Origin of the sequence: Micromonospora sp. U21 (assembly GCF_018070045.1) — a bacterium.
GTDB lineage: Bacteria > Actinomycetota > Actinomycetes > Mycobacteriales > Micromonosporaceae > Micromonospora.
This window is the reverse complement of record NZ_JAGPYK010000001.1, coordinates 57,236-84,020: the sequence shown is the minus strand read 5'-3', so window position 1 is coordinate 84,020 and position 26,785 is coordinate 57,236. Positions and strand designations below refer to the sequence as shown.

At 71.7% G+C, this 26,785-nt stretch carries 25 protein-coding genes and 1 pseudogene; 10 read left to right on the top strand and 16 right to left on the bottom strand.

The window, feature by feature from the left end; genetic code table 11:
• Positions 1-133: 133 nt before the first annotated feature.
• The 11 genes from KBX63_RS00430 to KBX63_RS00380 form a co-directional block, all read right to left on the bottom strand.
• Positions 134-1,555 (bottom strand): glycosyltransferase family 39 protein, encoded by a 1,422-nt coding sequence (locus KBX63_RS00430; RefSeq protein ID WP_210906666.1) that lies wholly within the window; start codon positions 1,553-1,555, stop codon positions 134-136.
• 368 nt (positions 1,556-1,923) lie between these two features.
• The gene (locus KBX63_RS00425) at positions 1,924-3,195 is read right to left on the bottom strand and encodes an alginate lyase family protein (protein ID WP_210906664.1); all 1,272 of its coding nucleotides are present in this window, start codon (positions 3,193-3,195) and stop codon (positions 1,924-1,926) included.
• Between the two features lie 124 nt (positions 3,196-3,319).
• On the bottom strand, positions 3,320-3,940 hold the full coding sequence (gene rdgB / locus KBX63_RS00420; protein WP_210906662.1) for an RdgB/HAM1 family non-canonical purine NTP pyrophosphatase: 621 nt from the start codon (positions 3,938-3,940) through the stop codon (positions 3,320-3,322).
• On the bottom strand, positions 3,937-4,662 hold the full coding sequence (gene rph, locus KBX63_RS00415) for a ribonuclease PH (protein WP_210906660.1): 726 nt from the start codon (positions 4,660-4,662) through the stop codon (positions 3,937-3,939). Before rph ends, rdgB begins: the two co-directional genes overlap by 4 nt.
• A gap of 182 nt (positions 4,663-4,844) precedes the next feature.
• A complete protein-coding gene (locus tag KBX63_RS00410) occupies positions 4,845-5,588 on the bottom strand; it encodes an MBL fold metallo-hydrolase (protein WP_210906658.1) in 744 nt (247 codons plus the stop codon).
• Between the two features lie 224 nt (positions 5,589-5,812).
• Positions 5,813-6,778, bottom strand: coding sequence for a PLP-dependent cysteine synthase family protein (locus KBX63_RS00405; RefSeq protein ID WP_210906656.1), 966 nt, complete (start codon positions 6,776-6,778; stop codon positions 5,813-5,815).
• A gap of 11 nt (positions 6,779-6,789) precedes the next feature.
• Positions 6,790-7,179, bottom strand: a complete 390-nt coding sequence (locus KBX63_RS00400; protein WP_210906654.1) for a MoaD/ThiS family protein — start codon at positions 7,177-7,179, stop codon at positions 6,790-6,792.
• A gap of 65 nt (positions 7,180-7,244) precedes the next feature.
• On the bottom strand, positions 7,245-7,733 hold the full coding sequence (locus tag KBX63_RS00395; RefSeq protein WP_210906652.1) for a Mov34/MPN/PAD-1 family protein: 489 nt from the start codon (positions 7,731-7,733) through the stop codon (positions 7,245-7,247).
• A gap of 53 nt (positions 7,734-7,786) precedes the next feature.
• The gene (locus KBX63_RS00390) at positions 7,787-8,281 is read right to left on the bottom strand and encodes a DUF2017 domain-containing protein (protein ID WP_172899170.1); all 495 of its coding nucleotides are present in this window, start codon (positions 8,279-8,281) and stop codon (positions 7,787-7,789) included.
• Between the two features lie 61 nt (positions 8,282-8,342).
• Positions 8,343-8,633: an ATP-dependent Clp protease adapter ClpS gene (clpS, locus tag KBX63_RS00385; protein ID WP_074319200.1), complete on the bottom strand. Its 291-nt coding sequence runs from the start codon at positions 8,631-8,633 to the stop codon at positions 8,343-8,345.
• A gap of 148 nt (positions 8,634-8,781) precedes the next feature.
• The gene (locus KBX63_RS00380) at positions 8,782-10,332 is read right to left on the bottom strand and encodes a hypothetical protein (protein WP_210906650.1); all 1,551 of its coding nucleotides are present in this window, start codon (positions 10,330-10,332) and stop codon (positions 8,782-8,784) included.
• Positions 10,333-10,529: 197 nt separating this feature from the next.
• On the opposite strand from KBX63_RS00380, the gene KBX63_RS00375 reads away from it, so the two are divergent.
• From KBX63_RS00375 to KBX63_RS00360, 4 genes are read left to right on the top strand one after another with little or no spacing between them, the layout of a single operon-like run.
• Positions 10,530-13,208, top strand: a complete 2,679-nt coding sequence (locus tag KBX63_RS00375) for a LuxR C-terminal-related transcriptional regulator (protein WP_210906648.1) — start codon at positions 10,530-10,532, stop codon at positions 13,206-13,208.
• 16 nt (positions 13,209-13,224) lie between these two features.
• On the top strand, positions 13,225-14,511 hold the full coding sequence (locus tag KBX63_RS00370; protein WP_210906646.1) for a nicotinate phosphoribosyltransferase: 1,287 nt from the start codon (positions 13,225-13,227) through the stop codon (positions 14,509-14,511).
• A 51-nt stretch (positions 14,512-14,562) separates the two neighbouring features.
• Complete coding sequence (locus KBX63_RS00365) at positions 14,563-15,144, top strand: isochorismatase family protein (RefSeq protein WP_210906644.1); 582 nt, start codon at positions 14,563-14,565, stop codon at positions 15,142-15,144.
• A 40-nt stretch (positions 15,145-15,184) separates the two neighbouring features.
• Positions 15,185-16,438, top strand: coding sequence for an MFS transporter (locus KBX63_RS00360; RefSeq protein ID WP_210906642.1), 1,254 nt, complete (start codon positions 15,185-15,187; stop codon positions 16,436-16,438).
• 638 nt (positions 16,439-17,076) lie between these two features.
• Here KBX63_RS00360 and ctaD read toward each other — a convergent pair.
• Together ctaD and KBX63_RS00350 are read right to left on the bottom strand one after the other, a co-directional pair.
• The gene (ctaD, locus tag KBX63_RS00355; protein WP_210906640.1) at positions 17,077-18,837 is read right to left on the bottom strand and encodes a cytochrome c oxidase subunit I; all 1,761 of its coding nucleotides are present in this window, start codon (positions 18,835-18,837) and stop codon (positions 17,077-17,079) included.
• Positions 18,838-18,956: 119 nt separating this feature from the next.
• Positions 18,957-20,063, bottom strand: coding sequence for an FAD-dependent monooxygenase (locus KBX63_RS00350; protein WP_210906638.1), 1,107 nt, complete (start codon positions 20,061-20,063; stop codon positions 18,957-18,959).
• Positions 20,064-20,367: 304 nt separating this feature from the next.
• Between KBX63_RS00350 and KBX63_RS00345 the strand changes: the two genes are divergently transcribed.
• On the top strand, positions 20,368-21,522 hold the full coding sequence (locus KBX63_RS00345) for a cellulose binding domain-containing protein (RefSeq protein ID WP_210906636.1): 1,155 nt from the start codon (positions 20,368-20,370) through the stop codon (positions 21,520-21,522).
• A gap of 40 nt (positions 21,523-21,562) precedes the next feature.
• Here the strand turns inward: KBX63_RS00345 and KBX63_RS00340 are convergent, their stop codons facing one another.
• The 3 genes from KBX63_RS00340 to KBX63_RS00330 form a co-directional block, all read right to left on the bottom strand.
• A complete protein-coding gene (locus KBX63_RS00340) occupies positions 21,563-22,528 on the bottom strand; it encodes an N-acetylmuramoyl-L-alanine amidase (protein ID WP_210906634.1) in 966 nt (321 codons plus the stop codon).
• Positions 22,528-22,680, bottom strand: coding sequence for a hypothetical protein (locus tag KBX63_RS00335; protein ID WP_210906632.1), 153 nt, complete (start codon positions 22,678-22,680; stop codon positions 22,528-22,530). Before KBX63_RS00335 ends, KBX63_RS00340 begins: the two co-directional genes overlap by 1 nt.
• A gap of 126 nt (positions 22,681-22,806) precedes the next feature.
• On the bottom strand, positions 22,807-23,592 hold the full coding sequence (locus tag KBX63_RS00330) for an aldo/keto reductase (RefSeq protein WP_210906630.1): 786 nt from the start codon (positions 23,590-23,592) through the stop codon (positions 22,807-22,809).
• Positions 23,593-23,686: 94 nt separating this feature from the next.
• Between KBX63_RS00330 and KBX63_RS00325 the strand changes: the two are divergent.
• The 5 genes and pseudogenes from KBX63_RS00325 to KBX63_RS00305 all read left to right on the top strand — a co-directional run.
• Positions 23,687-23,992: pseudogene (locus tag KBX63_RS00325) on the top strand (DNA polymerase ligase N-terminal domain-containing protein); the annotation flags it as partial.
• Positions 23,967-25,406: a recombinase family protein gene (locus KBX63_RS00320; protein WP_210906628.1), complete on the top strand. Its 1,440-nt coding sequence runs from the start codon at positions 23,967-23,969 to the stop codon at positions 25,404-25,406. The pseudogene KBX63_RS00325 and the gene KBX63_RS00320, both read left to right, overlap by 26 nt.
• 54 nt (positions 25,407-25,460) lie before the next feature.
• Positions 25,461-25,706: a hypothetical protein gene (locus KBX63_RS00315; RefSeq protein WP_210906626.1), complete on the top strand. Its 246-nt coding sequence runs from the start codon at positions 25,461-25,463 to the stop codon at positions 25,704-25,706.
• Positions 25,707-25,803: 97 nt separating this feature from the next.
• The gene (locus KBX63_RS00310; RefSeq protein WP_210906624.1) at positions 25,804-26,211 is read left to right on the top strand and encodes a hypothetical protein; all 408 of its coding nucleotides are present in this window, start codon (positions 25,804-25,806) and stop codon (positions 26,209-26,211) included.
• Positions 26,212-26,232: 21 nt separating this feature from the next.
• Positions 26,233-26,757, top strand: a complete 525-nt coding sequence (locus KBX63_RS00305; protein ID WP_210906622.1) for a hypothetical protein — start codon at positions 26,233-26,235, stop codon at positions 26,755-26,757.
• The last annotated feature ends 28 nt before the right edge of the window (positions 26,758-26,785 follow it).

Here is a 26,785-nt window from a genome sequence, read left to right as displayed (position 1 = left end):
CGCGCCAGCAATCGCCCCGGTCAGCGGGTTTCCGGCACCTCGGACGCCGGGGCGGCCGTCGCTCAGGTCACCACTTCCGCGGCACCCCGCTCCAGCCCCGTCACCGGCTTCTTCGGCGGCGCTCCGCTTCTGGTCAGGCAGCCGGGGCGGAGCGCCACAACGACAGCGTGACACCGGTGAGCTTGACCACACGGACCGGTTCGAGTGCGCCGAGGGGTTTTTCCAGCGACGGGTGCACGCCGGAACGTTGATCATCAGCAGTCGACGTGCTGATCAGCCACAACCGCTCCGCGGAGCTGACGCATTTCGCCCCGCCCTTGCAGTGCCGTGGGAAGGCTGGAGCGCCGCCGGGCCAGGCCGTGAAGACGGTCGGCAGACTCCGCCTACCGGCCCGGCCCAGGTAGTAGTCCACGCCATCCCGCAGCCGGGTTGGATACTTTGCGTGGAAGGCGATCGCATCGTTGGCGGCGGCCTCCGCCGTGATCACCGCGACCGCTCCCCGCAGATCGGGTTCGCCCGAGGCGACGATCTCCCGGTTCGACGCGTGTGCCGGAAGTCCAAGGGCGACGCAGAGCAGGACCAGCATCGCCGGCAGCATTTGCTGCCTCCACCTCGGTGCCGCGGTGTTCCGCTGCGTTCCCGCTTGGCGGGCCACCGTCGCGACGGCCAACAGGCACCACGCCGGTACGGTGAACAACACGTAGCGGTGGATGAGCAGCGCCGCCACCGGCGAGATGAGAAGCAGTACGAAGAACGGCCCGATCGCCCAGGTGCCGAGCAGGCTCCCACGGCGTCCCAGCGTGCAGGCACCAAGGACGGCCAGCCCGACGATCATGGCGCCGACGGGGATGCTGCCCGTAACCCGTGCCATCTCGTTGATGGTGCTGTCCCAGGTGGCCTCCGGGATCCACCCCACCTGGCCGGCCTGGTCGATCCCGACCCAGGCGACGGGAAGGACGGGGAGGACGCCCGTGGCCGCCGCCGCGAACCAGCGCACGGTCACCTTGGTTTCACGAAGGCTCACCACGTACACGAGATGTGCGAGCAACAGCAGCAGTGCGACCAGGTGCATCAATCCGGCCACGGTGACGACGCCGGCATAGGCGAGCCACCGCAGCCACGACGGCCGCTCCGCCGCGCGCAGGAGCAGCAGGGTCCCGAGCACGGTGGCGGCGGCGGCGAGCGCGTAGGGTCGCGCCTCCTGGGCGTACCGCGAGATGGTCGGCACGACGGCGACGAGCAGACCGGCGAACAGGCCGGTCGCCGGGTCGAACAGCTTCCTGCCAATGGCTGCGGTCAGCGCGGCGGCGAGAGCGATCGCGAGCAGGGACGGCATCCGGATGGACACCTCGGAGTCGCCGAACACCGCGATCCAGCCGTGCATGAACAGGTAGTAGGGGGCAATGACGGCGTCCGTGCCCTCCACCAGGTCCTGCAGCCCCCGTAGCGACTTCGTCGACGCCACCCAGGTTGCGATCTCGTCGCGCCAGAGCTGGCGACGGTCGAGACCGTAGAGCGCGACGAGGACTGCGGCGAGGGCGGGTACAGCCGGCACGGACCAGCGCGTCAACCGACCCGCGGAACTCTCCGGCGCGGGGTCTTCCGAGGGCTCCGTTAACTTGCCCGCGGGCCCGCCGAGCGGCCTGTCCGCGGAGGCCAGTTCGACCATGTGTCCTGTTCCTTCGAATCGCACGGCACGCGAGGCCGGAAGGGCAGCCGCGGTCCGAGAGTTGCTCGTGTTTCGGTAGCGTAGACGCCGCTGGCGGGACCCATGGTCCGGTGTCCGGCGTCGGCCCGGCCGCGATCTCCCGGAGGATCCGCGGACAGCGGATCGAGGGCAGCAAGACGAGGGCGCCCCAGCGCGCTGGCGATGAGCACAGGCATCGACGCACGCCTGCGCGGGAGACGGGCGGTGTCAGGCTGTCAGCGGGGATTTCCCGCGTGTGTCAACGTTTCCGCCGCGTAGAAGAAGTTGGCGCCGGCCGGGCGGTCGGCCAGGAGGAGTTCCCTGGTCCTGGGCAGGCTGAACCCCATTCTTGTCGAATAGTGGTTGTAGGCGACCTCGGGTAACGGATCCAACCCGGTCTGGAGGCGGCCACCGCACAACCACGGCGGTACCGGCTCGCCGAGCTCGTACCTGGAGTGCAGCTCGACCGCCCGGGTGAGCCGCTGCCGCGCCTCGGCGTAGAGATCCAGGCCCTGGATCCATGCGGTCTCCGCGACGTGCGCAGCCGCCGCGAGGCCCCAGCCGGTGTGGAGGAAATCGCGACAGGTCTCCTGAGCGAGCCCGTCCACGAACCTGGTCTGCCCGCCCCAGTACTCGATGATCTGCGATCTGCTGAACGAGTCGCCGGCAGGCGCTTTGGGGACCGGGCCGTCGGTCGTCAGATAGACGTACGCCCGCAGCCGCTTCCGCCACATATCGACCGCCTTCGTGAAGACGGCACGGTCGTCGAGGAAGACCGCGATGCTGACCGCCGCGTCCAGCATGATCAGCTCCCAGTTGCCCGCCCGGTAGCGGTTGATTCCACCCATCACCAGCGGCAGGTAGATGTCACGGAACATGCGCTCCGCACGGGCGAGCCGATCTGGCCGCCACGCCGGGTACGTGTGCTTGATCAGCTCCGCCGCCCGCACGAACGAGGCACCCGACCATCCTGCCTGCAAGGGGGCGTTGGTGTTGGTCTGCCGCTTCAGCACACCCGACCAGGCGTCAATGATCTCGATGGACTTCTCGGCGTAGCGACGATCGCGGGTGAAGAACCACAGCAAGGCGTGTGCGTAAGCGGCAACGGCGTCCTCGGTCTGTTGGGTGCATCCCGTGTCGGGCCTTGAGTAGAAGCCACAGTCGACGCTGGCGATCGGCCTCGCCTGCCAGGACAACTGCCCGTACCGGGTACGTTGCAGGGTGAGCCACGCCGAATGCCAGGGCTCCTCGCCTGCTCTGACCTTGCCGAGCGCGAAGTCGAGCTGATCGCTCTGCACCAGCACCCCGGGGTGGACGAAGCCGCTCTCGCTGTTGCGGGAAGGGCTCAGATACGGCACGGGGGCGAGGGACTGCGCTGACCACAGGCCCGCGGATTCACCCTCCGAGCGTGTCGTCTTGGACGAGGCGACCAGGAAGCCGGCGGTGACCACAAGCGCCACCGCACCGGCCAGCGCCGCGATACCGGCGCGGATACCCGCCCATGCCATCCCGTCTCCCCAAACAGTCCAGCGAACAGGGCGTGCGGAAAAACTCTTCCAAGAGTGGCACGCCCTGGTCCTCCGATCCGCCCTGCCGCTTCGGCTGTTGCCCCGTCGGCGGACGGCGTACGCGTCAGACGGCGGTGGGCGGCAGCACTTTCGCGATCAGCTTGGCCAACTCACGCAGCGCCTTGCCGCGATGGCTGATCGCGTCCTTCTCGGTCGGGGTCAGCTCGGCGTTGGTCCGGTCCTGACCGTCGCCCAGGAAGATCGGGTCGTAGCCGAACCCACCGTCGCCGCGCGGAGCACGCAGCACCTGCCCCGACTGCCGGCCGTCGACCAGGTGCTCCTTGCCTTCGGGCAGCACCAGCGCCACCGTGCAGACGAACGAGGCGGCCCGCTGCTCGTCGGGCACGTCGGCGATCTGGTCCAGCACCAGCTGGAGGTTGGCCCGGTCGTCGCCGTGCTGCCCGGACCAGCGGGCGCTGAACACCCCCGGCATCCCGTTGAGGGCGTCCACCGCGAGCCCGGAGTCGTCGGCGATGGTCGGTAAGCCGGTACGCCGGCAGCCCTCCCGGGCCTTGATCAACGCGTTCTCGCCGAAGGTCAGGCCGGTCTCCGGCAGTTCCGGGTACTGCTCGACGTCGTCCAGCCCCAGCAGGGCGATCCGGTGCGCGCCGAGCGCGCCGTCCAGGATCCGCTGGAGTTCGACCAGCTTCTTACGGTTGCGGGTCGCGAGCAGGGCCTTGTTCATGAGAGAGCCTTCCGCTGGGCTTCGGCCAGCTCCGCGCAGCCCGCGACGGCCAGGTCGAGCAGGGTGTCGAGCTGGTCCCGGGCGAACACGCCCGCCTCACCGGTGCCCTGCACCTCGACGAAGTCGCCCGCACCCGTGCAGACCACGTTCATGTCCACCTCGGCGGCCACGTCCTCCTCGTAGCAGAGGTCGAGCCGCGCCTCGCCGGCGATGATCCCCACGCTGACCGCGGCCACCGAACGGTGCATCACGTTCTCCGGCTTCCCGGCCAACGCCTTACGGCCGGCCAGCCAGTCCACCGCGTCGTGCAGCGCCACGTACGCGCCGGTGATCGCGGCGGTCCGGGTGCCACCGTCGGCCTGGAGCACGTCGCAGTCGAGCACCACCGAGTTCTCGCCGAGCGCCTTCAGGTCGATGCAGGCGCGCAGGCTGCGGCCGATCAGCCGGGAGATCTCGTGGGTCCGGCCACCGACCCGACCCTTGACGCTCTCCCGGTCGGAGCGGGTGTTGGTGGCCCGGGGCAGCATCGCGTACTCGGCGGTCACCCAGCCGAGCCCGGAGCCCTTGCGCCAGCGGGGCACCCCCTCGGTGACGCTTGCCGTGCAGAGCACCCGGGTGCCGCCGAACTCGACGAGCACCGAGCCCTCCGGATGGGTGCTCCAGCCTCGGGTCAGGGTCACCGGTCGAAGTTGATCGGGCCCTCGCCCGTCAGGTCGCGCCATGCCTGCACCCTATGCGGTGCGGTGCCGCACCTGCCCTGGGGTGCCCCGACCGGATTCCGCGTCGTGCATCCCCGAGGAATCCGCCGACCGCTGCCGGCATCCGAACTGCTCGGCCCGGGCCCGCCCGGCCGCCGCGCCACCTCGGGCAGCGCGCTGGCCGCATCGACCAACCACCGGGTGGGTCAGACGTCGTAGCTGGCGCCGGCCCGAACCACCTCGAGCGGCCCGGTGTACGCGGCGGCGGCCGACTCCAGCGTGTGCGCCTCGCTGCCCCAGGCGGCCACCAGGTGGGTGAGCAGCAACCGGCCCACCACGGCCTTGGTCGCCGTCTCACCGGCCTCCCGGCCGGTGAGGTGCAGGTCCGGTGGATTGTCCGCGCCGTCGAGGTAGCTGGCCTCACAGAGGAAGACGTCGGCGTTCTGGGCCAGCCGCAGCAGCGCGTCGCAGGGCGCGGTGTCCGAGGAGTAGCAGAGGGACCGGCCACCGTGCTCCAGCCGCACGCCGTACGTCTCGACGGGGTGGTTGACCCGGTCGACGGTGACCGTGAACGGGCCGATCGGGAAGGTGCCCGGTTGGAGGGCGTAGAACTGGTAGACGTCCTCGACGGTGCCGTCTTCGCCGTAGGCGGCGCTGAGCCGGTCCGGTGCGCCGGAGGGCGCGTACACCGGCAGCGCCGGGTAGGGGCCGTCCGGGGCGTACCGGCGGACCACCACGTACGACACGGCGTCGAGGATGTGGTCACAGTGCAGGTGGGTCAGGAGGATCGCGTCCGGGGCGTGCAGCCCCGCGTACCGCTGGAGGCTGGACAGCGAACCCGAGCCGAAGTCGACCAGGAGCCGGAAGCCGTCGGCCTCGACGAGGTACGCCGAACACGGCGACTCGGGGCCGGGAAAGCTGCCGGCGCAACCCAGGACAGTCAGTCGCATCGAGTCGTCTCGCTGTCACTGTCAGTAGCATCCGTGCCGGCCGTCGTCCCAGCCATGATCTCTACCGACGCGTACGCCACGCTGCGCAGCCTACGCTGGGGTACGCGGCAGCAAGAATCATCCGATGGAACTTGTCACGAACGTGACACCTGCTCACGGCGCGGCGGGCAGCGTACGGGCCGTCGACGTGCGCATCGACGGCCCGTACGTGAAGACCCTGTCGGTCAGGCCCAGAGCTGCCCCTCCAGGGCGTCCTCGGCGTCGGCCAGCGTGCCGCCGTACGCGCCGGTGGACAGGTACTTCCAGCCGCCGTCGCACACCACGAACGCCACGTCGGCGCGGCGGCCGTCGCGGACCGCCTCGTGCGCCACCGCGAGGGCGGCGTGCAGGATGGCGCCGGTGGAGAGGCCGGCGAAGATGCCCTCCACGTCGACGAGCTGCCGGGTGCGCAGCACCGCGTCCCGCGTGCCGACCGAGAAGCGCCGGGAGAGCACCGAGGCGTCGTACAGCTCCGGCACGTACCCCTCGTCGATGTTGCGCAGGCCGTAGACCACCTCGCCGTAGCGCGGCTCGGCGGCCACCACCTGGATGCCGTCGGCCTTCTCCCGCAGGTAGCGCCCAGTGCCCATCAGGGTGCCGGTGGTGCCGAGCCCGGCCACGAAGTGCGTGATGGTGGGCAGGTCGTGCAGCAGCTCCGGACCGGTCGTCTCGTAGTGCGCCCGGGCGTTGGCCTCGTTGCCGTACTGGTAGAGCATCACCCAGTCGGGGTGCTCGGCGGCGATCTGCTTGGCGGTGGCGACGGCCTGATTGGAACCACCCGCCGCCGGCGAGAAGATGATCTCGGCACCGTACATCCGGAGCAGCTGGATCCGCTCGGTGGAGACGTTCTCGGGCATCACGCAGACCAGCCGGTAGCCGCGCAGCTTGGCCACCATGGCCAGCGAGATGCCGGTGTTGCCGCTGGTCGGCTCCAGGATGGTGTCACCCGTCCGGAGCCGGCCGGCCTCCTCCGCCGCGCGGACCATGAACAGGGCCGCCCGGTCCTTGATGCTGCCGGTCGGGTTCCGGTCCTCCAGCTTGGCCCAGAGCCGCACCGGCGGGGCGCCCTCGGGCACCGTCGGGGAGAGCCGGGGCAGGCCGACCAGCGGCGTGCCCCCGCAGGCGTCGAGCAGGCTGTCGTACCGCGCCATGGCGACCGCCCTCAGCGGGCGGCGACGGCGCCGCGACGGCTGTCGCGGGCTACCGCCGTCGCGCTCTGCTGGCGGACCGCCGCGGCACTGTGCTGGCTGATCGCCGCTGCCGCCGCGAAGCCGAACGCGCCGCCGGCCACGGCGGGCAGGATGGTGATGCTGTCGCCGTCGGAGAGCTTGGCGTCCAGCGCGCCGAGGAAGCGGACGTCCTCGTCGTTGACGTAGACGTTGACGAAACGGTGCAGCGCGCCGGCCTCGGTGACCAGCCGGCCCCGCAGCCCGGCGTGCCGGGAGTCCAGGTCGGCGAGCAGGTCGGTCAGGGTGTCGCCGGAACCTTCGACGACCTTGGCGCCGCCGGTGTAGCTGCGCAGGATGGTGGGGATGCGAACCTCGATGGCCATGATGTCGTGCTCCTCATTCGGGTGTGCCAGGGTGACGGGACGGAACGGGTGGGGACGCTGACGGATCAGCGGCCGGAACACTCGTAGTCGACCGTCGCCGGGCTCTGCCCGAACATGTAGGACTGGACGGCGTGCGGGTCGACCCCGGCCTCCACCACCTGGACCGGCTCCTCGGTGACCACGCCGTCGACGATCCGGAACGACCGGATCTCCTCCGAGTCGGGCTCACGGGTCGAGACGAGCAGGTAGTGCGCGCCCGGCTCGCCGGCGAAGGAGACGTCGGTCCGCGAGGGGTACGCCTCGGTGGCGGTGTGCGAGTGGTAGATGACCACGGGCTCCTCGTCCCGGTCGTCCATCTCCCGCCAGATCCGCAGGTGCTCCATCGAGTCGAACTCGTAGAACGTCATCGACCGGGCGGCGTTGTCCATCGGGATGTGCCGGGTCGGGGTGTCGCTGCCGAGGGGACCGGCGACCACGCCGCACGCCTCGTCCGGGTGGTCCCGGCGCGCGTGGGCGACGATCGCGTCGATGATCGACCGGTCGATGCTCAGCACGTGCACCAGCCTAACGCCTGCCGGGTACCGGCCTGAAGTGGTGCCGGTCACGCCTAATCGATCAAGGCGTTGAGCAGCGACTCCTGTAGATATCCGAGGTACGCGTAGACCGACAGCTGGAACACCCGGCTGGAGGCCGGGTCCTCGGCGACCGCGTCGTCCAGCTCCTCGCCCAGGTCAGTGCCGTCCTTGATCTCCAGCCGGACGCCCATCGCCAACCGGGCGTCGTTCAGCGCCCGCAGCCACGCCTCGGCCGCCTCGGCGTCCAGCCGCACCTCACCGCCCGCCTCGTCGGGCAGAGCGGCCAGGATGGCCCCCGCCTGATCGATCTTCGCGGTCTTCAGGTCGCCCTCGGTGTAGCGGCGGAACTCGGCGGAGCCGGCCGCGTCCTCGGGGTAGACCGCCGGGAAGAGCCGGCCGACGACCGGGTCGGTGTGGTCGAAGCCGTCGGTGAGCAGACCGACCACCTCGGAGGCGACCTTGCGCAGCACCCGCACCTCGTCGACGGCGAAGGTGGCGACGTAGCGGCCGGCCTGGCGACGGAACATGCTCACGAGGCCCACCCTGTTCCCGACTGCGGGGCTCGCAGAACCGGCTCACTCCTCGCGCTCACGAGCGGTCCACCGTCGCCCACAGCCCGTACGCGTGCAGCTGCGACGCGTCGTGCTCCATCCGTTCCCGGGCGCCGGTGGAGACCACGGCGCGACCCTTGTGGTGCACGTCCAGCATGAGCTGCTCGGCCCTCTCCCGGCTGTAACCGAAGAGCTTCTGAAAAACCCAGGTCACGTACGTCATCAGGTTGACCGGGTCGTCCCACACGATCGTCACCCATTGCCGCTCGGACGCCGGCACCTCGTGAGTGTCCGGCGTCTCGACCGGTGCAACCTGCGGAGCCGCCATGCCCCCCATCGTGCCACCGGTTTCCCGGAACCGAGGAACCGGAACGCCGGCCCGGCGAGGATCACCCAACCCGGCCTCCCCGGCCTCGCCCCCGAGGCCGGTGGACGCGAGGTGTCGCACGGGGCCGGAGCAGGTCGCAGCCACGCCGTCAGGCGAGCAGGATGCCGTGATCGACTGCATCGGAGAGCACCGCGCCCAGCGAGAGGCGGATCACCTCGAACCGTCGGGAGATCTCCCGGGACAGCCCCAGCTCGACCTCCCGCAGCGCCCGCTGGGACCACGCCCGGGCGGCGTTGTGGTCATCATTGCCGGGTGTACGCCACTGCTGCCAGCATCCGCCGGACAGCGCCACCGCGACCGGCGGGAGCACCTCGCCGCGGAACGTCCTCGGGTAGCCGTCGAGCGCGTCGATCGCCTCCGGACCGGTCAGCGAGGCCACCCCGGCCGTGCTGGTGATCAGCAGCACCCGGTCCAGGTCGCGGCCGGGCCGGTGATCGGTCAGCCCGTACTGCACGGCGGTGGCGATCCGGCGGCGCACGCCCTCGGCCGGTGGCGCGCCGAGCACCCGGGCCGCGGCGTCCGTCACGATGCCCCGCACAGCGTGGTCGCACTGCGCGGTGGCCAGCAGCGACAACGCCGCCATCTCCCGGTCCAGCAACTCCGGCAGGCCGGCGCAGCCGACCCCGAAGACGATCTCCTGCACCACCCGCAGGTGGGCGTTCGCCAACTCCAGCGCGAGGTGCTGGCGGATCCGCTGGGCACAGGAGCGGGTCTGCCGGTCGAGCTGCTCGGACCAGTCCCCCGGGTCGGACACCACGGACACCCGGCCGTGCTGGCCCGGTAGTACCGGCGGATCTGCGCTGGCCCGCTGCAACCCCTCGTGCGCCGCCCAACCCACCAGTGCCCGGCGCAGGTCGGCAGCGGACTCGGCGTCGTCGACCGGGAACCACCGTGCGCCGGCCAGCGAGGGCACGGCGGCCAGCAGCGCCGCACGGTGCGCCGCCACGGTCACCGCGACCGGGTCAACCTTGCCCGGCACGCCGTGTGCCGGCGGGACGGACGCCCCCGCGTCCTCCGTCGTCGCCGCGCCGTCGGCCAGCGGGGCCCAGCCCGCCGCGCCGGGGGTGACCGCGAAGACGACCTTCACCGGGGCCGGGGCCACCTCGGCGAGCAGGTTCAGCTCCGCGGCGGTGAACGCCTGATCGGCGGCGATCACGAAGAGCAGCGCGCCGGCCCGGCCGACCGCGTCGAGCAGCACCCGGCCGCCGGCGACGCCGAGCGTGCCGGTGTCCGGGGTGTCGACCAGGGTGAAGTGCCGCAGCAGGGGCTCTGGCACGCTCAGCTCGACCCGCCGGGGCGGGCGGGCCAGCGCCGGGCCGGCGGCGTCCCGGTCCGCGCCGTAGGAGTGCGGTTGACGGTAGCCCGGCACGTACGCCGCCCGGGTGGGCGCCTTGGCGTGTCGCACCACCAGCCAGCTGCCCGCCGGCACGGTGAGCATGACCGGGTCGAGCCCGAGCAGGGTGGCGAGCACCCCGCGACGCTCGGCACCGGCGGGGCCGACGGCGACCACGCCGAGCGGCTCCTCCGGACCGGGGCCGGTGACCCCGATCCGGGTGGGTAGCGGGCCGCAGCGCGGCAGGTTGGCTGGGCCGGCCATGTCGCCCGGCGAGTCGACCGAGGGGAGAGGGCCCTGCTTCATCGGGTGGCCTCCCGTTGCGGGCGACCGGGCGTCCGGTCGCGTGGAAATTCCGGTGACGGTACCCGGATGCCGGAAGACTACGGGCGGGCCGGTGACCGGGCGGAACACTTCGAATACTCACCGGTAATCGCGAGATTACTCAACTTCGGTGCGTGACGGTGCGGGCGCGGACAGGTTTCGATGGATATGCTGCCCGGATGAGTCGATGGCAGTTCGTCGGCCGCACCGGTGAGCTCAACCGCCTGCTGGCGGCAGTGACCGGGGAGGCCGGCCGAGGGCTCTTCTTCAGCGGCAGCGCGGGCATCGGCAAGAGCCGGCTGCTGCGCGAGGGCGTGAGCGCGCTGCCCACCGACCGGTACGCCATCTGGTCCATCGCGGCCAGCGCCACCACAGCGGCGCTGCCGTTCGGCGGGCTGGTGCAGGTCCTCCCCGCCGAGCAGCCGCAGGGCCTCTCTCCCGCCGGCATCCTGCGCTGGGCGCTGGGCGTGCTGCAACAGCAGGCCGCCGGCCGGCGGATCGTGCTCGCCATCGACGACGCGCACCTGCTCGACCCGCCGTCCGCGGCGCTCGTGCACCTCGTTGCCCGCGCGGAGAACGCCACCGTGCTCGGCACCCTGCGCGACGGCGAGCAGATCCCGCTGCCGATCCGCGCACTCTGGACCGACGACCTGGTCGAGCACGTCGAGCTGACCCCGATGCCACCGGCGGAGACCGCCGGGCTGCTGGCGGCGATCCTGGGCGGCCCGGTCGACGCCGGCTCCGCCGACCGGCTCGGCCGGCTGTCCGCCGGCAACCCGCTGCTGCTGCGTGAGCTGGTGCACGCCGCCAACGGCAGCGCGGAGCTCAAGCGCACCTACGGCATCTGGAAGTGGACCGGGCGGCTGGAGCTGGCGCCCAACCTGACCGACCTGATCGACACCCGGGTCGGGCAGCTCACCGACGGCGTCCGCGCGGTCGTCGAGCTGGTCGCCTTCGGCGAGCCCCTGGGCCTGCACCTGCTCAACCAGGCCGCCGACCCGACCGACGTGGAGACCGCCGAGGAACGTGGGCTGATCAGCGTGGTGCAGCACGACCGGCGGACCAACGTCCGGCTGGCCCACCCGCTCTACGGCGAGGTGATGCGCCGCCGCTGCCCGGTCAGTCGCACCCGGCGCCTCCAGGCAAGCCTCGCGGAGCTGCTCGAGCGGGTCGGCAAGCGCCGCCGCGACGACCTGTTGCGGGTGGCGGTGTGGCGGCTCGACTCGGGCACCGCGCAGGACCCGGCCCTGCTGGTGGACGCCGCGGTGCAGGCGTTCACCCGCTACGACGTGCCGCTGGCGACCCGGCTGGCCCGCGCCGCGCTGAACGCCGACGGCGGCTCGGACGCGGCGGAGCTGCTGGCCACCATCCTGATGTTCGCCGACCGACCGGACGAGGCGATCGAGGTCCTGGACGCGGTGAGCCCCGACCCCGACGACGAGCGGCGACTCTGCCGGTGGCTGACCGTACGCGGGATGGTCAGCTACTGGGGGCTGAGCCAGGAGTCCACGGTCGAGGAGATCGCGTCCCGTGTCGAACAGCTCGGCGATTCCGCCGACCGGGCCCGGGTGCACGCCTTCGAGGCGATCATGCGACTGCACCGCCTGGACACGACCACCGCCGTGCGGCTCAGCCAGCGGGTGCTGGACCGACCGGCGGCCAGCGTCGCCGCGCGCGAGCTGGCGCGCAGCACCATCGCGTACGTCCAGGCCGCGCAGGGCCAGCTGACCCGCAGCGGTACGGCCATCGCGCAGGTCCACTCCGCGGCGGCCAGCTGGCGTACCGACATGCCGTACCTGCAGCTGGCCCTGGAGTTGGCCCGGGGCACCCGGCTCATGCTCACCGGTGACCTGGTCGGCATCGACGCGATCGTGGCCGACGAGTTCGCCGACCTGGCCGGTGCGGGAGACTTCCGGCTCGGCACCGGATACCTGGCCATCCTCCAGGCGTACGCGGCCCGACTGCGCGGGCAGAGCGACGCGGCGATGCGGACGTCGCTGGGCGCCTGCGCGGTGCTGGCCACCAGCCGGGTCTACGCCGGTCTGGCACAGGCCGAGCGGGCGCAGGCGGCGGCACTGCGCGGCGACGCGGCGCAGGCCATCGAGGCGATGGCCGAGGCGGACCGCACCCACGCACCCGGCATGGCGGTGCTCTACCCGTGGCTGGAGCAGGCCCGCGGCGCGGTGCTCGCCGCGTCGGGCGACCTGCCGGGCGCGATCAAACAGCTCAACGACCTGGTGGACCGTCTGCGCGCGGACGGCTTCGCCGGGCACGAAGTGCACGTCCTGCACGACCTGGCCCGGCTGGATCAGGCCGGCGCGCCGGTCGGGCCCACCTGCTCCGACGGCGGCCGGCGCACCGTCGCGCAGCGCCTCGCCGAGCTCTCCGAGCAGGTCGACGGCGTGCTCCCGCCACTGCTGGCCCGGCACGCCCGGGCCGCGGTGACCGACTCCGCCACGGATCTGCTCGCGGTCGCCGACGACTACGTTGCGCTGGAGCTGCACGTGTACGCCGCCGAGGCCACCGCCCAGGCCCTGCACCGGCTCCGCCTGCAGCACTCGGCGGCGGCCGGCGACGCCCGGGAGCGCCTTGCCGGGCTGCTCGGCCGCTGCGACCTGATCCGCACGCCGGCGCTGCACGCCGGGGCGCCGGTGCTGACCGAGCGGGAGTGGCAGGTGGCTCGGCTCGCCGCGCACGGTGCGACCAGCCGGGCGATCGCCGAGCGGCTCTACCTCTCCGCACGAACGGTGGAGAACCATCTCCAGCGGATCTACACCAAGCTCGGCGTGACCGGCAGGGCCGAGCTGTGGGCGGCGCTCCGATCCATCCCGGGCCACGAGGGCGGCGACGCGAGCTGAACCTTAGGCTGGGGCGGTGAGCACCCTCCGCCCCGCGCTGCTGACCGACCACTACGAGCTGACCATGGTCAGCGCGGCCCTCAAGGACGGCACCGCCGACCGCCGCTGCGTCTTCGAGGTGTTCAGCCGCCGGCTGCCGACCGGGCGCCGGTACGGCGTGGTCGCCGGCACAACCCGGCTGATCGAGCTGATCCGCGACTTCCGGTTCGACCCGGCGGAGATCGACTTCCTGCGCCGGACCGGGGTGGTCGACGAGGCGGCAGCGGCCTGGCTCGCGGACTACCGCTTCACCGGCGACATCGACGGGTACGCCGAGGGTGAGTTGTTCTTCCCCAGTTCGCCGATCCTCACCGTCTCCGGCGGATTCGCCGAGTGCGTGGTGCTGGAGACGCTCGCGCTCTCGGTGCTCAACCATGACAGCGCGGTGGCGGCCGCGGCGGCCCGGATGGTGACCGCGGCACGCGGCCGGGCGCTCATCGAGATGGGATCGCGGCGGGCGCACGAGGAGGCCGCGGTGGCCGCCGCGCGCGCCGCGTACCTGGCCGGTTTCCGGTTCACCTCCAACCTCGCCGCCGGCGCGCGCTACGGCATCCCCACGGCGGGCACGGCGGCGCACGCGTTCACGCTGCTGCACGACGACGAGCGGGCCGCGTTCGCTTCGCAGGTGGCCACGCTGGGCAAGGACACGACGCTCCTGGTCGACACGTACGACATCAGCCAGGGCATCCGCAACGCGATCGCGGTGGCCGGGCCGGGGCTGCGGGCGGTGCGAATCGACTCGGGCGACCTGGCGGTGATCGCCCAGCAGTCCCGGGAACTGCTGGATTCACTGGGCGCCACCGAGACCAAGATCATTGTCTCCGGCGACCTGGACGAGCACTCGATCGCTTCGCTGGCCGCCGAGCCGGTGGACATGTACGGCGCCGGCACAGCCGTGGTCACCGGCTCCGGAGCGCCCACCGCCGGGCTGGTCTACAAGCTCGTCGAGGTCGAGGGACGGCCGGTGGTGAAGCGCTCCGAGCACAAGGCGACCATCGGCGGCCGGAAGGTGGCGGTCCGCCGGCACAAGCCCACCGGGACCGCCACCGAGGAGGTCATCTGCCCGCAGGGCGTCCCGGACCGGCAGTCCAACGACCGGTTGCTCCAGCGCTCGTTCGTGGTCGACGGCGAACCGGTGGCGCTGCCCACCCTTGACGAGTCGCGAGAGCACCTGCGGGAGGGCCTGATCTCCATCCCCTGGGAGGGGCTGAAGCTCTCCGCCGGCGACCCGGCCGTGCCGGTCACCGTCGTACCCGCCGACTGAGACCACCCGGGGCCCGCCACAGGGCCCTGGCCGTGACGAGAGGAGCGCCCGGTGCGCAACGCGCTGATCATCGTGGACGTGCAGAACGACTTCTGCGAGGGCGGCTCGCTGGCCGTCGGGGGCGGGGCGGGGGTGGCCGCCGGCATCTCCCGGCTGCTCGCAGCCGAGCCGGACCGGTGGGCGCACGTGGTCGCGACCAAGGACTACCACATCGACCCGGGCGCGCACTTCGGCGATCCGCCGGACTTCGTGGAGTCCTGGCCCCGGCACTGCGTGGTCGGCACCAGCGGCTCGGAGTTCCACCCCGACCTGGACACCGAGCGGGTCGAGGCGATCTTCCACAAGGGCGAGCACGCGGCGGCGTACTCCGGGTTCGAGGGGCACGCCGACGACGGCGAGTGCCTGGCCGACTGGCTGCGCCGGCACGACGTGGACCGGGTCGACCTGGTCGGCATCGCCACCGACCACTGCGTCCGGGCGACCGCGGTGGACGCCGCCCGGGAGGGTTTCGCCACCACCGTGCTGCTCGAGCTGACGGCGGCGGTCGCTCCGGACACCACCGACGTGGCGCTGCGGGCGATGGACGGCGAGGGCGTGACCCTGCACGGTCAGCCTGTGATCAGGACCGCATGATGCGGTAATTGATTGGTCATCGGCCCGCCACCGGTCGAGGATGTCGCCGGAGGTACGGACCCACGTGAACATGAAGCCTTACCGGGAAGCGCTCGCTCTGCCCGGCCTGCGGTCGCTGCTGCTGGTAGCCGTCCTCGCCCGGATTCCGCTCACCGCGACCGGGGTGACGCTGACCTTCCACGTGGTGCTCGACCTCGATCGGGGCTACGGGGCGGCCGGCCTGGTCGGCGCAGCCATCACGGTGGGCGCGGCGATCGGCGGCCCGCTGCTCGGCCGGCTGGTGGACCGGCGTGGCCTGCGCCCGGTCCTGGTGCTCACCGGGATCGCCGAGGCGGTGTTCTGGGCCACCGCGCCCTCGCTGCCGTACCCGCTGCTCCTGCCGGCCGCCTTCGTCGCCGGCTCGCTCGCCCTGCCGATCTTCTCGGTGGTCCGGCAGTCCATCGCCGCGCTGGTCCCGGAGGACCGGCGCCGCCCGGCGTACGCGCTGGACTCGATGTCGGTGGAACTGTCCTTCATGATCGGCCCGGCACTGGCGGTGGCCCTGGTCACCGCGATCTCCGCGCGGACCACCCTCTACCTGGTCGGCGCCGGCATCGTTGCCGCCGGGATCGCCCTGTGGCTGCTCAATCCGCCGATCCGCAGCGCCGCGGAGCCCACCGGCCCGCGGCGCAAGGTGCCGCGCCGGGAGTGGCTGACCCCCCGGCTGCTCGCCGTGCTCGCCGTCAGCGCCGCCGCGACCCTCGTGCTCGGAGGGACCGACGTGGCGGTGGTCGCCGTGCTGCGGGAGAGCGGTGAGGTCGGTTGGACCGGCGCGGTGCTGGCCGCCTGGGCGGTCGCCTCGCTGCTCGGTGGCTTCGCCTACGGTGCCGTGCACCGCTCGCTCTCCCCGCTGGCGCTGACCGCGGCGCTCGGCCTCTTCACCATCCCGGTCGGGCTGGGCGGCTCGCACTGGTGGCTACTCTGTCTGGCGCTGATCCCGGCCGGGGCGCTCTGCGCGCCGACCATCGCCGCCTCCTCCGACGCGGTCAGCCGGCTGGCCCCGGCCGAGGTGCGCGGTGAGGCGATGGGCCTGCACGGATCCGCGGTCACCGTCGGCATCGCGGTCGGCGCGCCGCTCGCCGGTGCGGTGATCGACGCCAGCGCCCCGCTCTGGGGCTTCGTGGTGACCGGTGCGCTGGGCGCGCTGGTGACCCTGGTGGTGCTCCCGATCGAGCTGCGTCGCCGCCGCAACGCGGACGCGACCGCCCTGCCACCGCCCGTCGAGGCCGACCTCACCCCCACCGCCGCCCGCTGAGGCTGGCACGTCACCGCCTGGGCGGGAACGTGCCTCCCGACCTGGTCGGAAGGAGCCCTCGACGTGGCCGAGAGGAGCCCCCGGCCTGATCGGGGAGAGCCCGGCCTGGGCGAAAAGAGCCCAATGCCTGCGCCGGGAAGGGCCTCCCGGCCCAGGCGGGCACGAGCCTTCGCGACCTGCGCACGCTGCGACGGTGCGGGCCGCGCCCAGCCACCGTCGGGCCGAGTCTGTTCGTGCTCGCGTGCGCCGAGACGACGGCGATCGTCATGCCGTCGATGCCACTGCCCGGCCGGCATGTGCCGGAAAAGGGGTTATACCTGTGAGTCATAAATATGCCTCACAGGTATAAGGCTGATCAGGGAACAGGTGTCCCGGCGGACCGGTCAGGCGCCGGGCCGGGCGGTACAGGCCGGGCCGGGCGGTACAGGCCGGGCCGGGCGGTACAGGCCGGGCCGGGACGGGCGGTGACAGGCCGGGACGGGCGGTGACAGGCCGGGACGGGGGGTGGGGCCCACCGTGGCGAGCCGAGCCGGACGATTGGCGGGCGGAGCCGGGCGGTAACGGGCCGGGCATGGCGACGGGCGCCGCTCCCGGTGGTCCCGGTGGCGGCGCCCGTCGTACAGCTGCGGAGCTGGTTGTCAGTTCCGGTCGACGTCGCTGGCGGTGTCCTCGCGGTAGCTGGCCCCGCCGTCCGACTCGCTGGTGAGCGGCTTGGAGCCACCCTCCGGCGGGCCGGCCAGGCTCTGGCCGCCGGCGGCCAGCTCCGGGAACTTCGCGTCGAACGCCGGCCGCTCGGAGCGGATCCGGGGCATCCGGTCGAAGTTGCGCAGCGGCGGCGGGCTGCTCGTCGCCCACTCCAACGAGTTGCCGTGACCCCAGGGGTCGTTCACCTCGACCACCGGGCCGGTCCTGTACGACTTCCAGCAGTTGTAGATGAACGGCAGCGTCGAGATACCGGTGATGAACGCGCCGATCGTGGAGATCATGTTCAGCGTGGTGAAGCCGTCGCCGGGCAGGTAGTCGGCGTACCGGCGCGGCATGCCCTCGTTGCCCAGCCAGTGCTGCACCAGGAACGTGGTGTGGAAGCCGATCATGGTGAGCCAGAAATGCGCCTTGCCCAGGCGCTCGTCGAGCATCCGGCCGAACATCTTCGGGAACCAGAAGTAGATGCCACCGAAGACGGCGAACACGATGGTGCCGAAGAGCACGTAGTGGAAGTGCGCCACCACGAAGTACGAGTCCGACACGTGGAAGTCGATCGGCGGGCTGGCCAGCAGCACACCGGTGAGACCACCGAAGAGGAAGGTGACCAGGAAGCCGACCGCCCACAGCATGGGCGTCTCGAAGCTGATCTGGCCCCGCCACATGGTGCCGATCCAGTTGAAGAACTTCATACCGGTCGGCACCGCGATCAGGTAGCTCAGGAAGCTGAAGAACGGCAGCAGCACCTGACCCGTGGCGAACATGTGGTGCGCCCAGACGCTCATCGAGAGCGCGGCGATCGCGATGGTCGCGGCGACCAGACCCTTGTAGCCGAAGATCGGCTTGCGGGAGAAGACCGGAATGATCTCCGAGATGATGCCGAAGAACGGCAGCGCGATGATGTACACCTCGGGGTGCCCGAAGAACCAGAACAGGTGCTGCCAGAGCATCGGCCCACCGGTGGCCGGGTCGTACACGTGGGCCCCGATGATGCGGTCCGCGGCGAGCGCGAAGAGGGCGGCGGCCAGCAGCGGGAAGACCAGGATCACCAGCAGGCTGGTGACCAGGATGTTCCACGTGAAGATCGGCATCCGGAACATGGTCATGCCGGGCGCGCGCAGGGTCAGGATCGTGGTGATCATGTTCACCGCGCCGAGGATGGTGCCCAGGCCGGAGACGGCCAGGCCCACCACCCACAGGTTCCCGCCGACGCCCGGCGAGTGCTCCGCGGTGCTCAACGGGGCGTAGGCGGTCCAGCCGAACTCGGCGGCGCCGCCGGGGGTCATGAAGCCGGCGATCGCGATCGACCCGCCGAAGAAGAACAGCCAGTAGGCGAAGCTGTTCAGCCGCGGGAAGGAGACGTCGGGTGCGCCGATCTGCATCGGCACGATGTAGTTCGCGAAGGCGAACACGATCGGCGTCGCGAAGAACAGCAGCATGATCGTGCCGTGCATGGTGAAGAGCTGGTTGTACTGCTCGGGCGACAGGAACTGCAGCCCGGGTCGGGCCAGCTCAGCCCGCATGATCAGGGCCATCAGGCCACCGATCATGAAGAACACGAACGCGGTGACCATGTACATGATCCCGATCTGCTTCGCGTCCGTGGTACGCAGCAGCCGCGCGATGGCCGACCCCTTGACCGGCTCCCGGACCGGCCAGGGCCGGGTCACGACCGGCTTGGGTGCGACGGTGGTCACGAGTGGCCTCCGGTTCTCGGTTGTCCCGCTCGGCACACGCTGGTTATCTGCGGGCCGTCATCCGCAAGGAGGATAGTCCCCGGCAGGTCGCAGCGCCGCGTGGGGTGGCGGGACACGATCTACAGCGGGCCGACCAGCAACCGGTAGTGCTCCCCGAAGATCCGGCCACCGCGCCCGCGCAGCAGCGGGTCGCGCAGCGCCGGCGGCACGTCCCGGGTCCGGTTGCGGTCCCGGGTCCGGTCCCGCACCCATCGGGTACGCGGACGGCGTCGGCTCTCGTACGCCACCAGCGCCGCCTCCACGCTGCCGGCGGCGCGCAGCGACTCGGCCAGCACCACGGCGTCCTCCAGCGCCATCGCCGCACCCTGGGACAGCGTCGGCGCGGTGGCGTGCGCGGCGTCGCCGACCAGCAGCACCCGTCCGCGGTGCCAGCGGCCCAGCTCCACCTCGTCGGTGATCCCGACGTGCACCCGGTCGAGCGCCGCCAGCACCTCGGGCACCGGGCCGCGGTAGTCGGCGAAGAGTTCGCGCAGGCGGGCCAGGGGGTCGATGGGCGGCTCGGTGCCGGCCTCGTCGGCGTAGCAGTGCAGCCGACCGGCGCCGATCGGCACCATCAGCATTCCGCAGCGCTGGCCGAGCAGGGCGGTCCACTCGGTGACCGGAGGGCCGTCGCGGAGCACGGTCCGGTAGACCACCTGACCGACCGGGCGGGGCGGCCCGCCGAGGGAGGCCAGGGCGCGGACCGAGGATCGCGGACCGTCGGCACCGATGACCAGGTCGTACTCGGTGCTGGTGCCGTCGGTGAAGGTGACCCCGACACGGCCCGGGAGCAGGTCCAGGGTGCGGACCTCGGCGCCGTGGCGGACGGCGCCGCCGGCTCCGCTGAGCAGCACCCGGTGCAGATCGGCCCGGGGCAGCGCCCGGCATTCGCCGACGCCGGCCCAGAGGGTGTCGAGGTCGACCTCGCAGAGCGGCGCGCCCGCGGCGTCGAAGAAGCGCTGCCGGTGGATCACCTGCCCGAGCGGGCGGACCGGGTCGTGCAGGCCCAGCCGGTGCAGCGCACGGGCGGCGTTGCCCGGCAGGTAGAGGCCGGTCTCGGTGGACTCCCCCGGTGGCAGCTTGTCCGTGACGTCCGGCCGGAAGCCCGCCAGGCGCAGCGCCCGGGCCACGGCCAGGCCGGCAATGCCCGCGCCGACGACGAGGATGCGCAGGGGGGAGCCACCCATGGTGGTGTACGCCTCCGGAGGGGATACGGCACGCGTTGGAGGCAACACGCTACTCGGCGCTATCGGCGCACACCAGGGCCCGATCGGCCCGCCCGGAGACGATCGTTGGGCGGCCCGCACCGGTTAGCTGGACGTCCGCCGACGGCCGTCCGGCGCGGGCGTGGCAATCCTCACATTTCACCAGTTTGACGCGTACGGTTGCGCACGAGTTTCAGACATGTAAATGTGTCATTGAGCGTGGGAGCGCTCCCGTACTCGCCCCGACCCGTCCGGCGCCCGGCACGCGCCGCAGTCAAGGAGCGTCATGAAACGTCCACTTCGGGCATTGGTCGCCGCCGGCCTGCTGCTCGGCGGCTCGATCGTCGCCGTGGCACTCGGCGGCAACGCCTCCGCCGACACCCAGATCTGCGAGCAGTACGGCTCGACCGTCATCCAGAGCCGGTACGTGGTGCAGAACAACCGCTGGGGCACCAGCGCCGCGCAGTGCATCAACGTCACCGGCACCGGCTTCGAGATCACGACCCAGAACGGCAGCAACCCCACCAACGGCGCGCCGACGGCGTACCCCTCGGTGTTCTTCGGTTGCCACTACACCAACTGCTCCCCCGGCACGAACCTGCCGATCCAGGTGAGCCAGATCAGCAGCGCCACCAGCAGCATCAACTACCGGTACGTCAGCGGCGCCACCTACAACGCGTCGTACGACATCTGGCTGGACCCGACGCCCAGGCGGGACGGGGTGAACCAGATGGAGATCATGATCTGGCTCAACCGGCAGGGCTCGATCCAGCCCATCGGTTCACCGGTCGGCACGGCCACCCTGGCCGGCCGGACGTGGGAGGTCTGGCGGGGCAGCAACGGGTCCAACAACGTCGTCTCGTACGTCGCGCCGTCACCGATCACCAGCCTGAACTTCAGCGTGCTGGACTTCATCGCCGACGTCCGCAACCGGGGCGCGATCACCAACTCCTGGTACCTGACCAGCATCCAGGCCGGCTTCGAGCCCTGGCAGGGCGGTGCGGGCCTGGCGGTGACCTCCTTCTCCGCCGCGGTCAACGGCGGCGGAACGCCGCCCACCACGCCGCCCCCGGCGACTCCGCCACCGACCACGCCGCCGCCCACCACGCCACCGCCGGGCGGCGCCGGGTGCGCGGTGAAGTACACGCCGAACTCGTGGAACAACGGCTTCACCGCCGACGTGCAGATCACCAACACCGGGTCCAGCCCGGTCAACGGTTGGACGCTGACCTACAACCTGCCCAGCGGGCAGCAGGTCACCAGCTCGTGGAACGCCACCGTGAGCCAGAGCGGGTCAACGGTTACCGCGCGGAACCTGAACTGGAACGGCACGCTCGCGCCGGGCGGCACGGCCAGCTTCGGCTATCAGGGGACGCTGAGCGGCGCGTACTCGTCGCCGACCAGCTTCTCGCTCAACGGGGCCACCTGCTCCCGCACCTGAGCACGACGTCCGGTGGGCGACCCGTCGCTGACAGCCCTCGTCAGACCCGGGTGAGCCGGACGGCGTCGGCGATGACCAGGCCGGTGGCGCTGCTCCACCGGCTCACGCCCACCCGGTTGGCGTCCCCGGCCGGCAGCGTGAACGTGCCGAGAACCCGCCACTGCCCGCCGGTGATCCGTTGGTCGACGCGGACCGTCTGGTTGCCGGTGGTGGTCGCGACGATGTATGGCGCGGCGCTGTTGTAGCCGGAGTTCGCCGGCCACCAGGCCTCGACGCGGTAACTGGCGGTGGCCGGGACGGCGAACCGATACCACGCGACGTCGCTGGCCGCGACGGGGTCCGCGTACCGGTAGTCGGCGCCGTGCCGCTGCCCGGAGTACGACGACACGCCCCAGTTGGCGCTGGCGGTGAACCGGCCGGCGGTCGTGTTGTCCACGGTGGAGGACCAGGCGGTGCCGCCTCCGGTCATCTTCGCCGCCACGTCGGCCCGCATCACGTTCAGGTCGATGAAGGACGGGTCGATCTTGCCGGTGGTGCTGGTCTCCCGGTGCCCCCGGGCGTAGCTGCTGTTCCTGCCCAGCCGGGTGAGCACGGCGGCGGTGGCGGCGATCGACGCGTTGTACTGCGCGGCGGTCATCTCCTGGTTGACGCCGTTGTAGTCGATCTCCCACCCGATCATCAGCGTGTTGCCGTCCCCCGACGGGATCGGCCCGCTGCCGCCGCTGACCCCGGCGTGGTTGCACCGGCCCGCCGAGATGACGTGGAACACCCCGTTGTAGTCGACCAGCGCCTGGCAGAGCGGGCCGGCCAGGTCCGGCCGGCCGTTGATGCAGATGCCGAGCGCCGGGTGCGGGTTGCTGGCGCTGGAGGTCGAGGCCGTGTGGTGCCAGAGCACCCCGATCGGGTCGAAGGAGCCGGGGCGCATCCGGTTGAGCCAGTCCCCCTCGACGACGACCTGGACCCCGGCGGCGCGCAGCACGTCCACGAGCCAGGGGATGGTGGCCATCAGGAGTCCCCGAGCAGGTCGGCCAGGCACTCGGCCTTCGGCGCGGCGCTCGCCGCGGTCGGCCGGACGACGGTGGTCAGCGCGGCGGCCACCAGGGCGGGGATGGCGAGCATCCCTCGGCGGCGCAGACGGATGGATGGTGACCGGGCCATGGCGATCCTCCAGCGACGGCGGGTTCGAACGCATCGACGAACGTGATGACGGGCACGTTATACCGTCATGAGCGTCGATGTCGATACCCTTCATCGCCGAGCCGCGTATTGAAGGAATTCGCCGTGTCAGGCGTTGCCGAGCGCGTCGATCTCGCGCATCTCCTCCGCGGTCAGCGAGAAGTGGAAGACGTCGAAGTTGGCGCTGATGCGCTCCGGGGTCACCGACTTCGGGATCACCACGATCTCGTGGTCGATGTGCCAGCGCAGCACCACCTGCGCCGGCGAGACGCCGTGCGTGCCGGCGATCCCGGTGAGCACCGGATTGCTCAGGTCGGTGGTCTTGAAGGGGCTGTACCCCTCCAGCACCACGCCCCGGTCCCGGTGCTCGGCGTGCCGCTGCCGGTCGTACAGCATCGGGCCCCACCGGATCTGGTTGACCGTGGGATTCTCCTCGGTCGACTGGATCAGCTCGTCGATCTGCGCCGTGCTGTAGTTGCTGACCCCCACCGCCCGGGTCAGGTTCTCGTCGCGGGCGGCCAGCAGCTCCCGCCACATCGGGATGCTGTCGGTGGCGGACGGTGGCCAGTGGATCAACCAGAGATCCACCTGGTCGACGCCGAGCGCCTCCAGACTGGCCTCCAGCGTCTCCCGCTCCCGGCCCACCCGGTCCGGCGGCACCTTGGTGGTGATGAAGACGTCCTCGCGGCGCAGTCCGCTCTCCTTCACCGCCCGGCCGACCTCCCGCTCGTTGCCGTACAGGGTGGCGGTGTCGAGGTGCCGGTAGCCGGTGTCGAGCGCGGCCAGCACCGCGTCGTAACCGGCCTGGCCGGTGGCCTTCCAGGTGCCGAAACCGAGCAGGGGCATCCGCACATCGCCGGGGAGCAGGACGGTGGGCTGATCCGTGTTGTCCATATGGACCGTTCTACCCCGCCCCGCACCCGGCCGCTGAGCGAACCGGACACTCGGGTGTCCAGCGCGACGGTCCGGTTTGCCGGAGAATGCGGGTGTGACGGACCGGCTGGAGGAGTACCGGCGTCGGCGGGACGCGGCCCGCACACCCGAGCCGGTGCCGGCCCGGAGCCCGACGGCGGCCGGCCCCGGCGACGGCGTCGCCCGCTTCGTCATCCAGCAGCACCACGCCCGCAGCCTGCACTGGGACCTGCGCCTGGAGCACGAGGGGGTGCTGGCGTCCTGGGCGGTGCCGCGCGGCCTGCCCCGCGACCCCGGCCGCAACCACCTCGCGGTGCACACCGAGGACCACCCGATGGGGCGTACGCTACCGCCTTATGAAGCTGGCGGCAATCTACGAACGCATCAGTGACGACCGCGAGGGGCGAGAGCTCGGCGTCGATCGGCAGGACAAGGACTGCCAGGGACTGGCCCGGCGGGAGGGGCTGACCGTCTTCGACGTCTACCGCGACAACGACATCAGTGCCAGCACCAACTCCCGCAAGCCCCGGCCGGAGTACGACCGGCTGGTCGCCGACGCCAAGGCCGGCAAGTTCTCGGTCATCGTGGCCTACACGAGCGGGCGACTCACCCGGCGGCCGCGGGAGAGCGAAGACCTGATCGACCTCGCCACCGGCTACGGCATCAGCTACCGCTACGTCCGCTCGCCCAACTTCGACCTCAACACCGCGCAGGGGCGCGAGATCGCGCGCACCATGGCCGCCCGGGACGCGGGCGAGGCTGAGGAGATCGCCGAGCGGGTCGCCGCCGAGGTCCGCGACCGCGCCGAGCGGGGCGAGTACCACGGTGGACCGCGAAGCTACGGGCTGGCCCCGAACGGCCGGGACCTGGTCGAGGACGAGGCGGAGGAGATCAAGCGCTGGTATTCGCACATCCTCGCCGGCGGGTCCCTGGCCGGGTTGCAAGCCGACCTGAACCGTCGAGGCGTACCGAGCGCAACTGGGAAGGCGTGGCGGGCCCCGGTGATCCGGAAGATCCTGCTCAAGCCGCGGAACGCCGGCCTGCGGATCCTCGACGGGATCGAGTACGCGGCGCCCAACCCGGCGATCGTCTCGGAGGCCACCTGGCGCGCCGTGAAGCAGCTCCTCGAGGAGCCCGGCCGACTCGCCAACCACGCCGGGACCGCGCGCCGGCACGTCGGCACAGGCCTGTTCATCTGTGAGCGCTGCGACCCGCACACCGTGAACGCCAGCTACGCCCGGAGCGGGGGGAACCTGCTGTACCGGTGCCTGAACTGCTTCCGATCCTGGCGGGCGGACCCGATCCACCGCTGGCTCGATGACACCGTGGAGGCCCTCCTGTCCCGAGAGGACGCCCGCCAGCGGCTGCTGCCCGAGCCGACCAAGGGCGTCGACCTTCAGGAGCTGTGGGCGGAGGCCGCCGCCATCCAGAACAACCTGGGAGAACTGGCCACGGAGTTCGTACTGGCGCGCGGCGCGGTCAAGGCGGCGCTCAAGACGGGGATGGACCGCGGCCAGGCCCGGCTCGACGAAATCCAGGCTGTGATCACTGCCGCCGGCCGGGTCGACGCCACCGCCGCGCTGCTCGCGGCCAGTGATCCCGTTGCGGCCTACCGGGCCATCACGGACGTGAGTCTGCGCCAGGCCGTGCTGCGGTCGCTGATGGTTGTCCGCCTCGGTGAGCCGATCCGCGGCCGGGCCGCGTGGGACGCCACCAAGTTCATGGGCGCCTCGCAGTGGGTGAACGACACCCGGACGTGGGCCGACATCTGGGCTGAGGCGGGCCCTTCGGCGTAGTGGATCTTCCTCTGCTAGGCTGGTTAGGACGTCGAGATAGGTGCTCTGGTCCCCATGCCCAGAGGCTCGGTCGACGCTTCCTTCCGGTCCAAGCGAGCTGCGTACGCCTCGCGCAAGCGCCACCACGGCGCGGACCACCCCACCACCCAGGCCGCTTCGCAGGAAATGCGTGAGGCCGCGCTGGCCCGGCACATCTCGCGTCTGGTCGACGCTGCCCCGCCGCTGACCGACGAGCAGCGCGCCCGCCTCGCCGGGCTACTGAAGTCTGCCGGCGGCGGCCAGGTCGGTGAGGCGGCATGAGCCACAAGAACGGCCGCCCCGACGGGAACGGGACGGCCCTCACGACGGCCGGCGAAGCTGTCCCCCGCAGCGTAGCAACGCATGACGGGTGCAGCCGGTGACCGAGACGGCATACGAGCGGATCACCGATGCCCTGCGCGCCCACGGCTGCAAGGTGGTGGAGCAGTCCGGCCAGCGGGCCAGCGCCAACTGCCCCGCCCACGAAGACCGCAACCCGAGCCTGTCCGTCACCGGCACGCCCGACCGGGCGCTGGTCAAGTGCCAGGCCGGCTGCGACACCGACGCCATGCTGTCCGCCCTGGACATGTCCGCCGCCGACCTGTTCGACACCCCGAAGACCAGCAGCGGCGGGCGGGACGACTGGACGCCGTGCGGACACGGCATCGCCGCCGAGTACCGATACGTCGACGAGGCCGGCGAGCTGCTCTTCATGGTGGTGCGCTGCCCGGAGAAGGACTTCGTGCAGTGGCGGCCCGACCCGACCGCGAAGAGCGGCCGCCGGTAGAAGCTCGGCGACACCCGCCGGGTGCTCTATCGGCTGCCCCGGGTACTCGATGCAGCCGCCGCCGGGGCGACCGTCTACGTCGTCGAGGGTGAGAAAGTGCCCGGCACCCCCGAGGCGGCGTCGGCCCTGTCCGCCATCGACACCGTCACCGGCGAGCAGCTCGCCCAGCACTCCACCACCAGCACCAGCTACGTCGACCTCGACGGCGGCCCGTCCGTCACCGTTGACGTGCGGCCGTCCGGCCGCGTCCTGCTCATCTTCTCCGCGCAGATCGGCTGGTCTGTCCTCGCCCCCGGGGCCGTCTCCGGTGACGCCGGTATCGACATCAGCGGAGCGAACACCCTGCCGCCGAGTGGTGACCGGCGTATCCGCGCCCACATCGAGGCCGGCGGCGCGCCCAGCAACGTCGGCATTTTCGGCGTCGGCTCACAGAAGATGCTCACGGGCCTGAACCCCGGCGCGACGACGTTCACGATGCGGTATCGCAGTAACTTCGGCCAGCAGGTCGACTTCGACAACCGGGTCATCACGGCGGTGCTGCTCTAATGCCGGGGCAGCCGCGGCCGGGTGGTCC

Excerpts from the sequence above, each read along its gene's own strand:
- clpS (WP_074319200.1), bottom strand. The coding sequence starts at position 8,633 with ATGGCGGCTCCGCAGGTTGCACCGGTCGAGACGCCGGACACTCACGAG.
- KBX63_RS00380 (WP_210906650.1), bottom strand. The coding sequence starts at position 10,332 with ATGAAGCAGGGCCCTCTCCCCTCGGTCGACTCGCCGGGCGACATGGCC.
- KBX63_RS00425 (WP_210906664.1), bottom strand. The coding sequence starts at position 3,195 with ATGGCATGGGCGGGTATCCGCGCCGGTATCGCGGCGCTGGCCGGTGCG.
- KBX63_RS00400 (WP_210906654.1), bottom strand. The coding sequence starts at position 7,179 with ATGGCCATCGAGGTTCGCATCCCCACCATCCTGCGCAGCTACACCGGC.
- KBX63_RS00405 (WP_210906656.1), bottom strand. The coding sequence starts at position 6,778 with ATGGCGCGGTACGACAGCCTGCTCGACGCCTGCGGGGGCACGCCGCTG.
- KBX63_RS00315 (WP_210906626.1), top strand. The coding sequence starts at position 25,461 with ATGCCCAGAGGCTCGGTCGACGCTTCCTTCCGGTCCAAGCGAGCTGCG.
- KBX63_RS00390 (WP_172899170.1), bottom strand. The coding sequence starts at position 8,281 with ATGTTCCGTCGCCAGGCCGGCCGCTACGTCGCCACCTTCGCCGTCGAC.
- rdgB (WP_210906662.1), bottom strand. The coding sequence starts at position 3,940 with ATGAACAAGGCCCTGCTCGCGACCCGCAACCGTAAGAAGCTGGTCGAA.
- rph (WP_210906660.1), bottom strand. The coding sequence starts at position 4,662 with ATGGCGCGACCTGACGGGCGAGGGCCCGATCAACTTCGACCGGTGACC.
- KBX63_RS00330 (WP_210906630.1), bottom strand. The coding sequence starts at position 23,592 with ATGGACAACACGGATCAGCCCACCGTCCTGCTCCCCGGCGATGTGCGG.
- KBX63_RS00410 (WP_210906658.1), bottom strand. The coding sequence starts at position 5,588 with ATGCGACTGACTGTCCTGGGTTGCGCCGGCAGCTTTCCCGGCCCCGAG.
- KBX63_RS00350 (WP_210906638.1), bottom strand. The coding sequence starts at position 20,063 with ATGGGTGGCTCCCCCCTGCGCATCCTCGTCGTCGGCGCGGGCATTGCC.
- KBX63_RS00320 (WP_210906628.1), top strand. The coding sequence starts at position 23,967 with ATGAAGCTGGCGGCAATCTACGAACGCATCAGTGACGACCGCGAGGGG.
- KBX63_RS00360 (WP_210906642.1), top strand. The coding sequence starts at position 15,185 with ATGTCGCCGGAGGTACGGACCCACGTGAACATGAAGCCTTACCGGGAA.
- KBX63_RS00335 (WP_210906632.1), bottom strand. The coding sequence starts at position 22,680 with ATGGCCCGGTCACCATCCATCCGTCTGCGCCGCCGAGGGATGCTCGCC.
- KBX63_RS00375 (WP_210906648.1), top strand. The coding sequence starts at position 10,530 with ATGAGTCGATGGCAGTTCGTCGGCCGCACCGGTGAGCTCAACCGCCTG.
- KBX63_RS00340 (WP_210906634.1), bottom strand. The coding sequence starts at position 22,528 with ATGGCCACCATCCCCTGGCTCGTGGACGTGCTGCGCGCCGCCGGGGTC.
- KBX63_RS00345 (WP_210906636.1), top strand. The coding sequence starts at position 20,368 with ATGAAACGTCCACTTCGGGCATTGGTCGCCGCCGGCCTGCTGCTCGGC.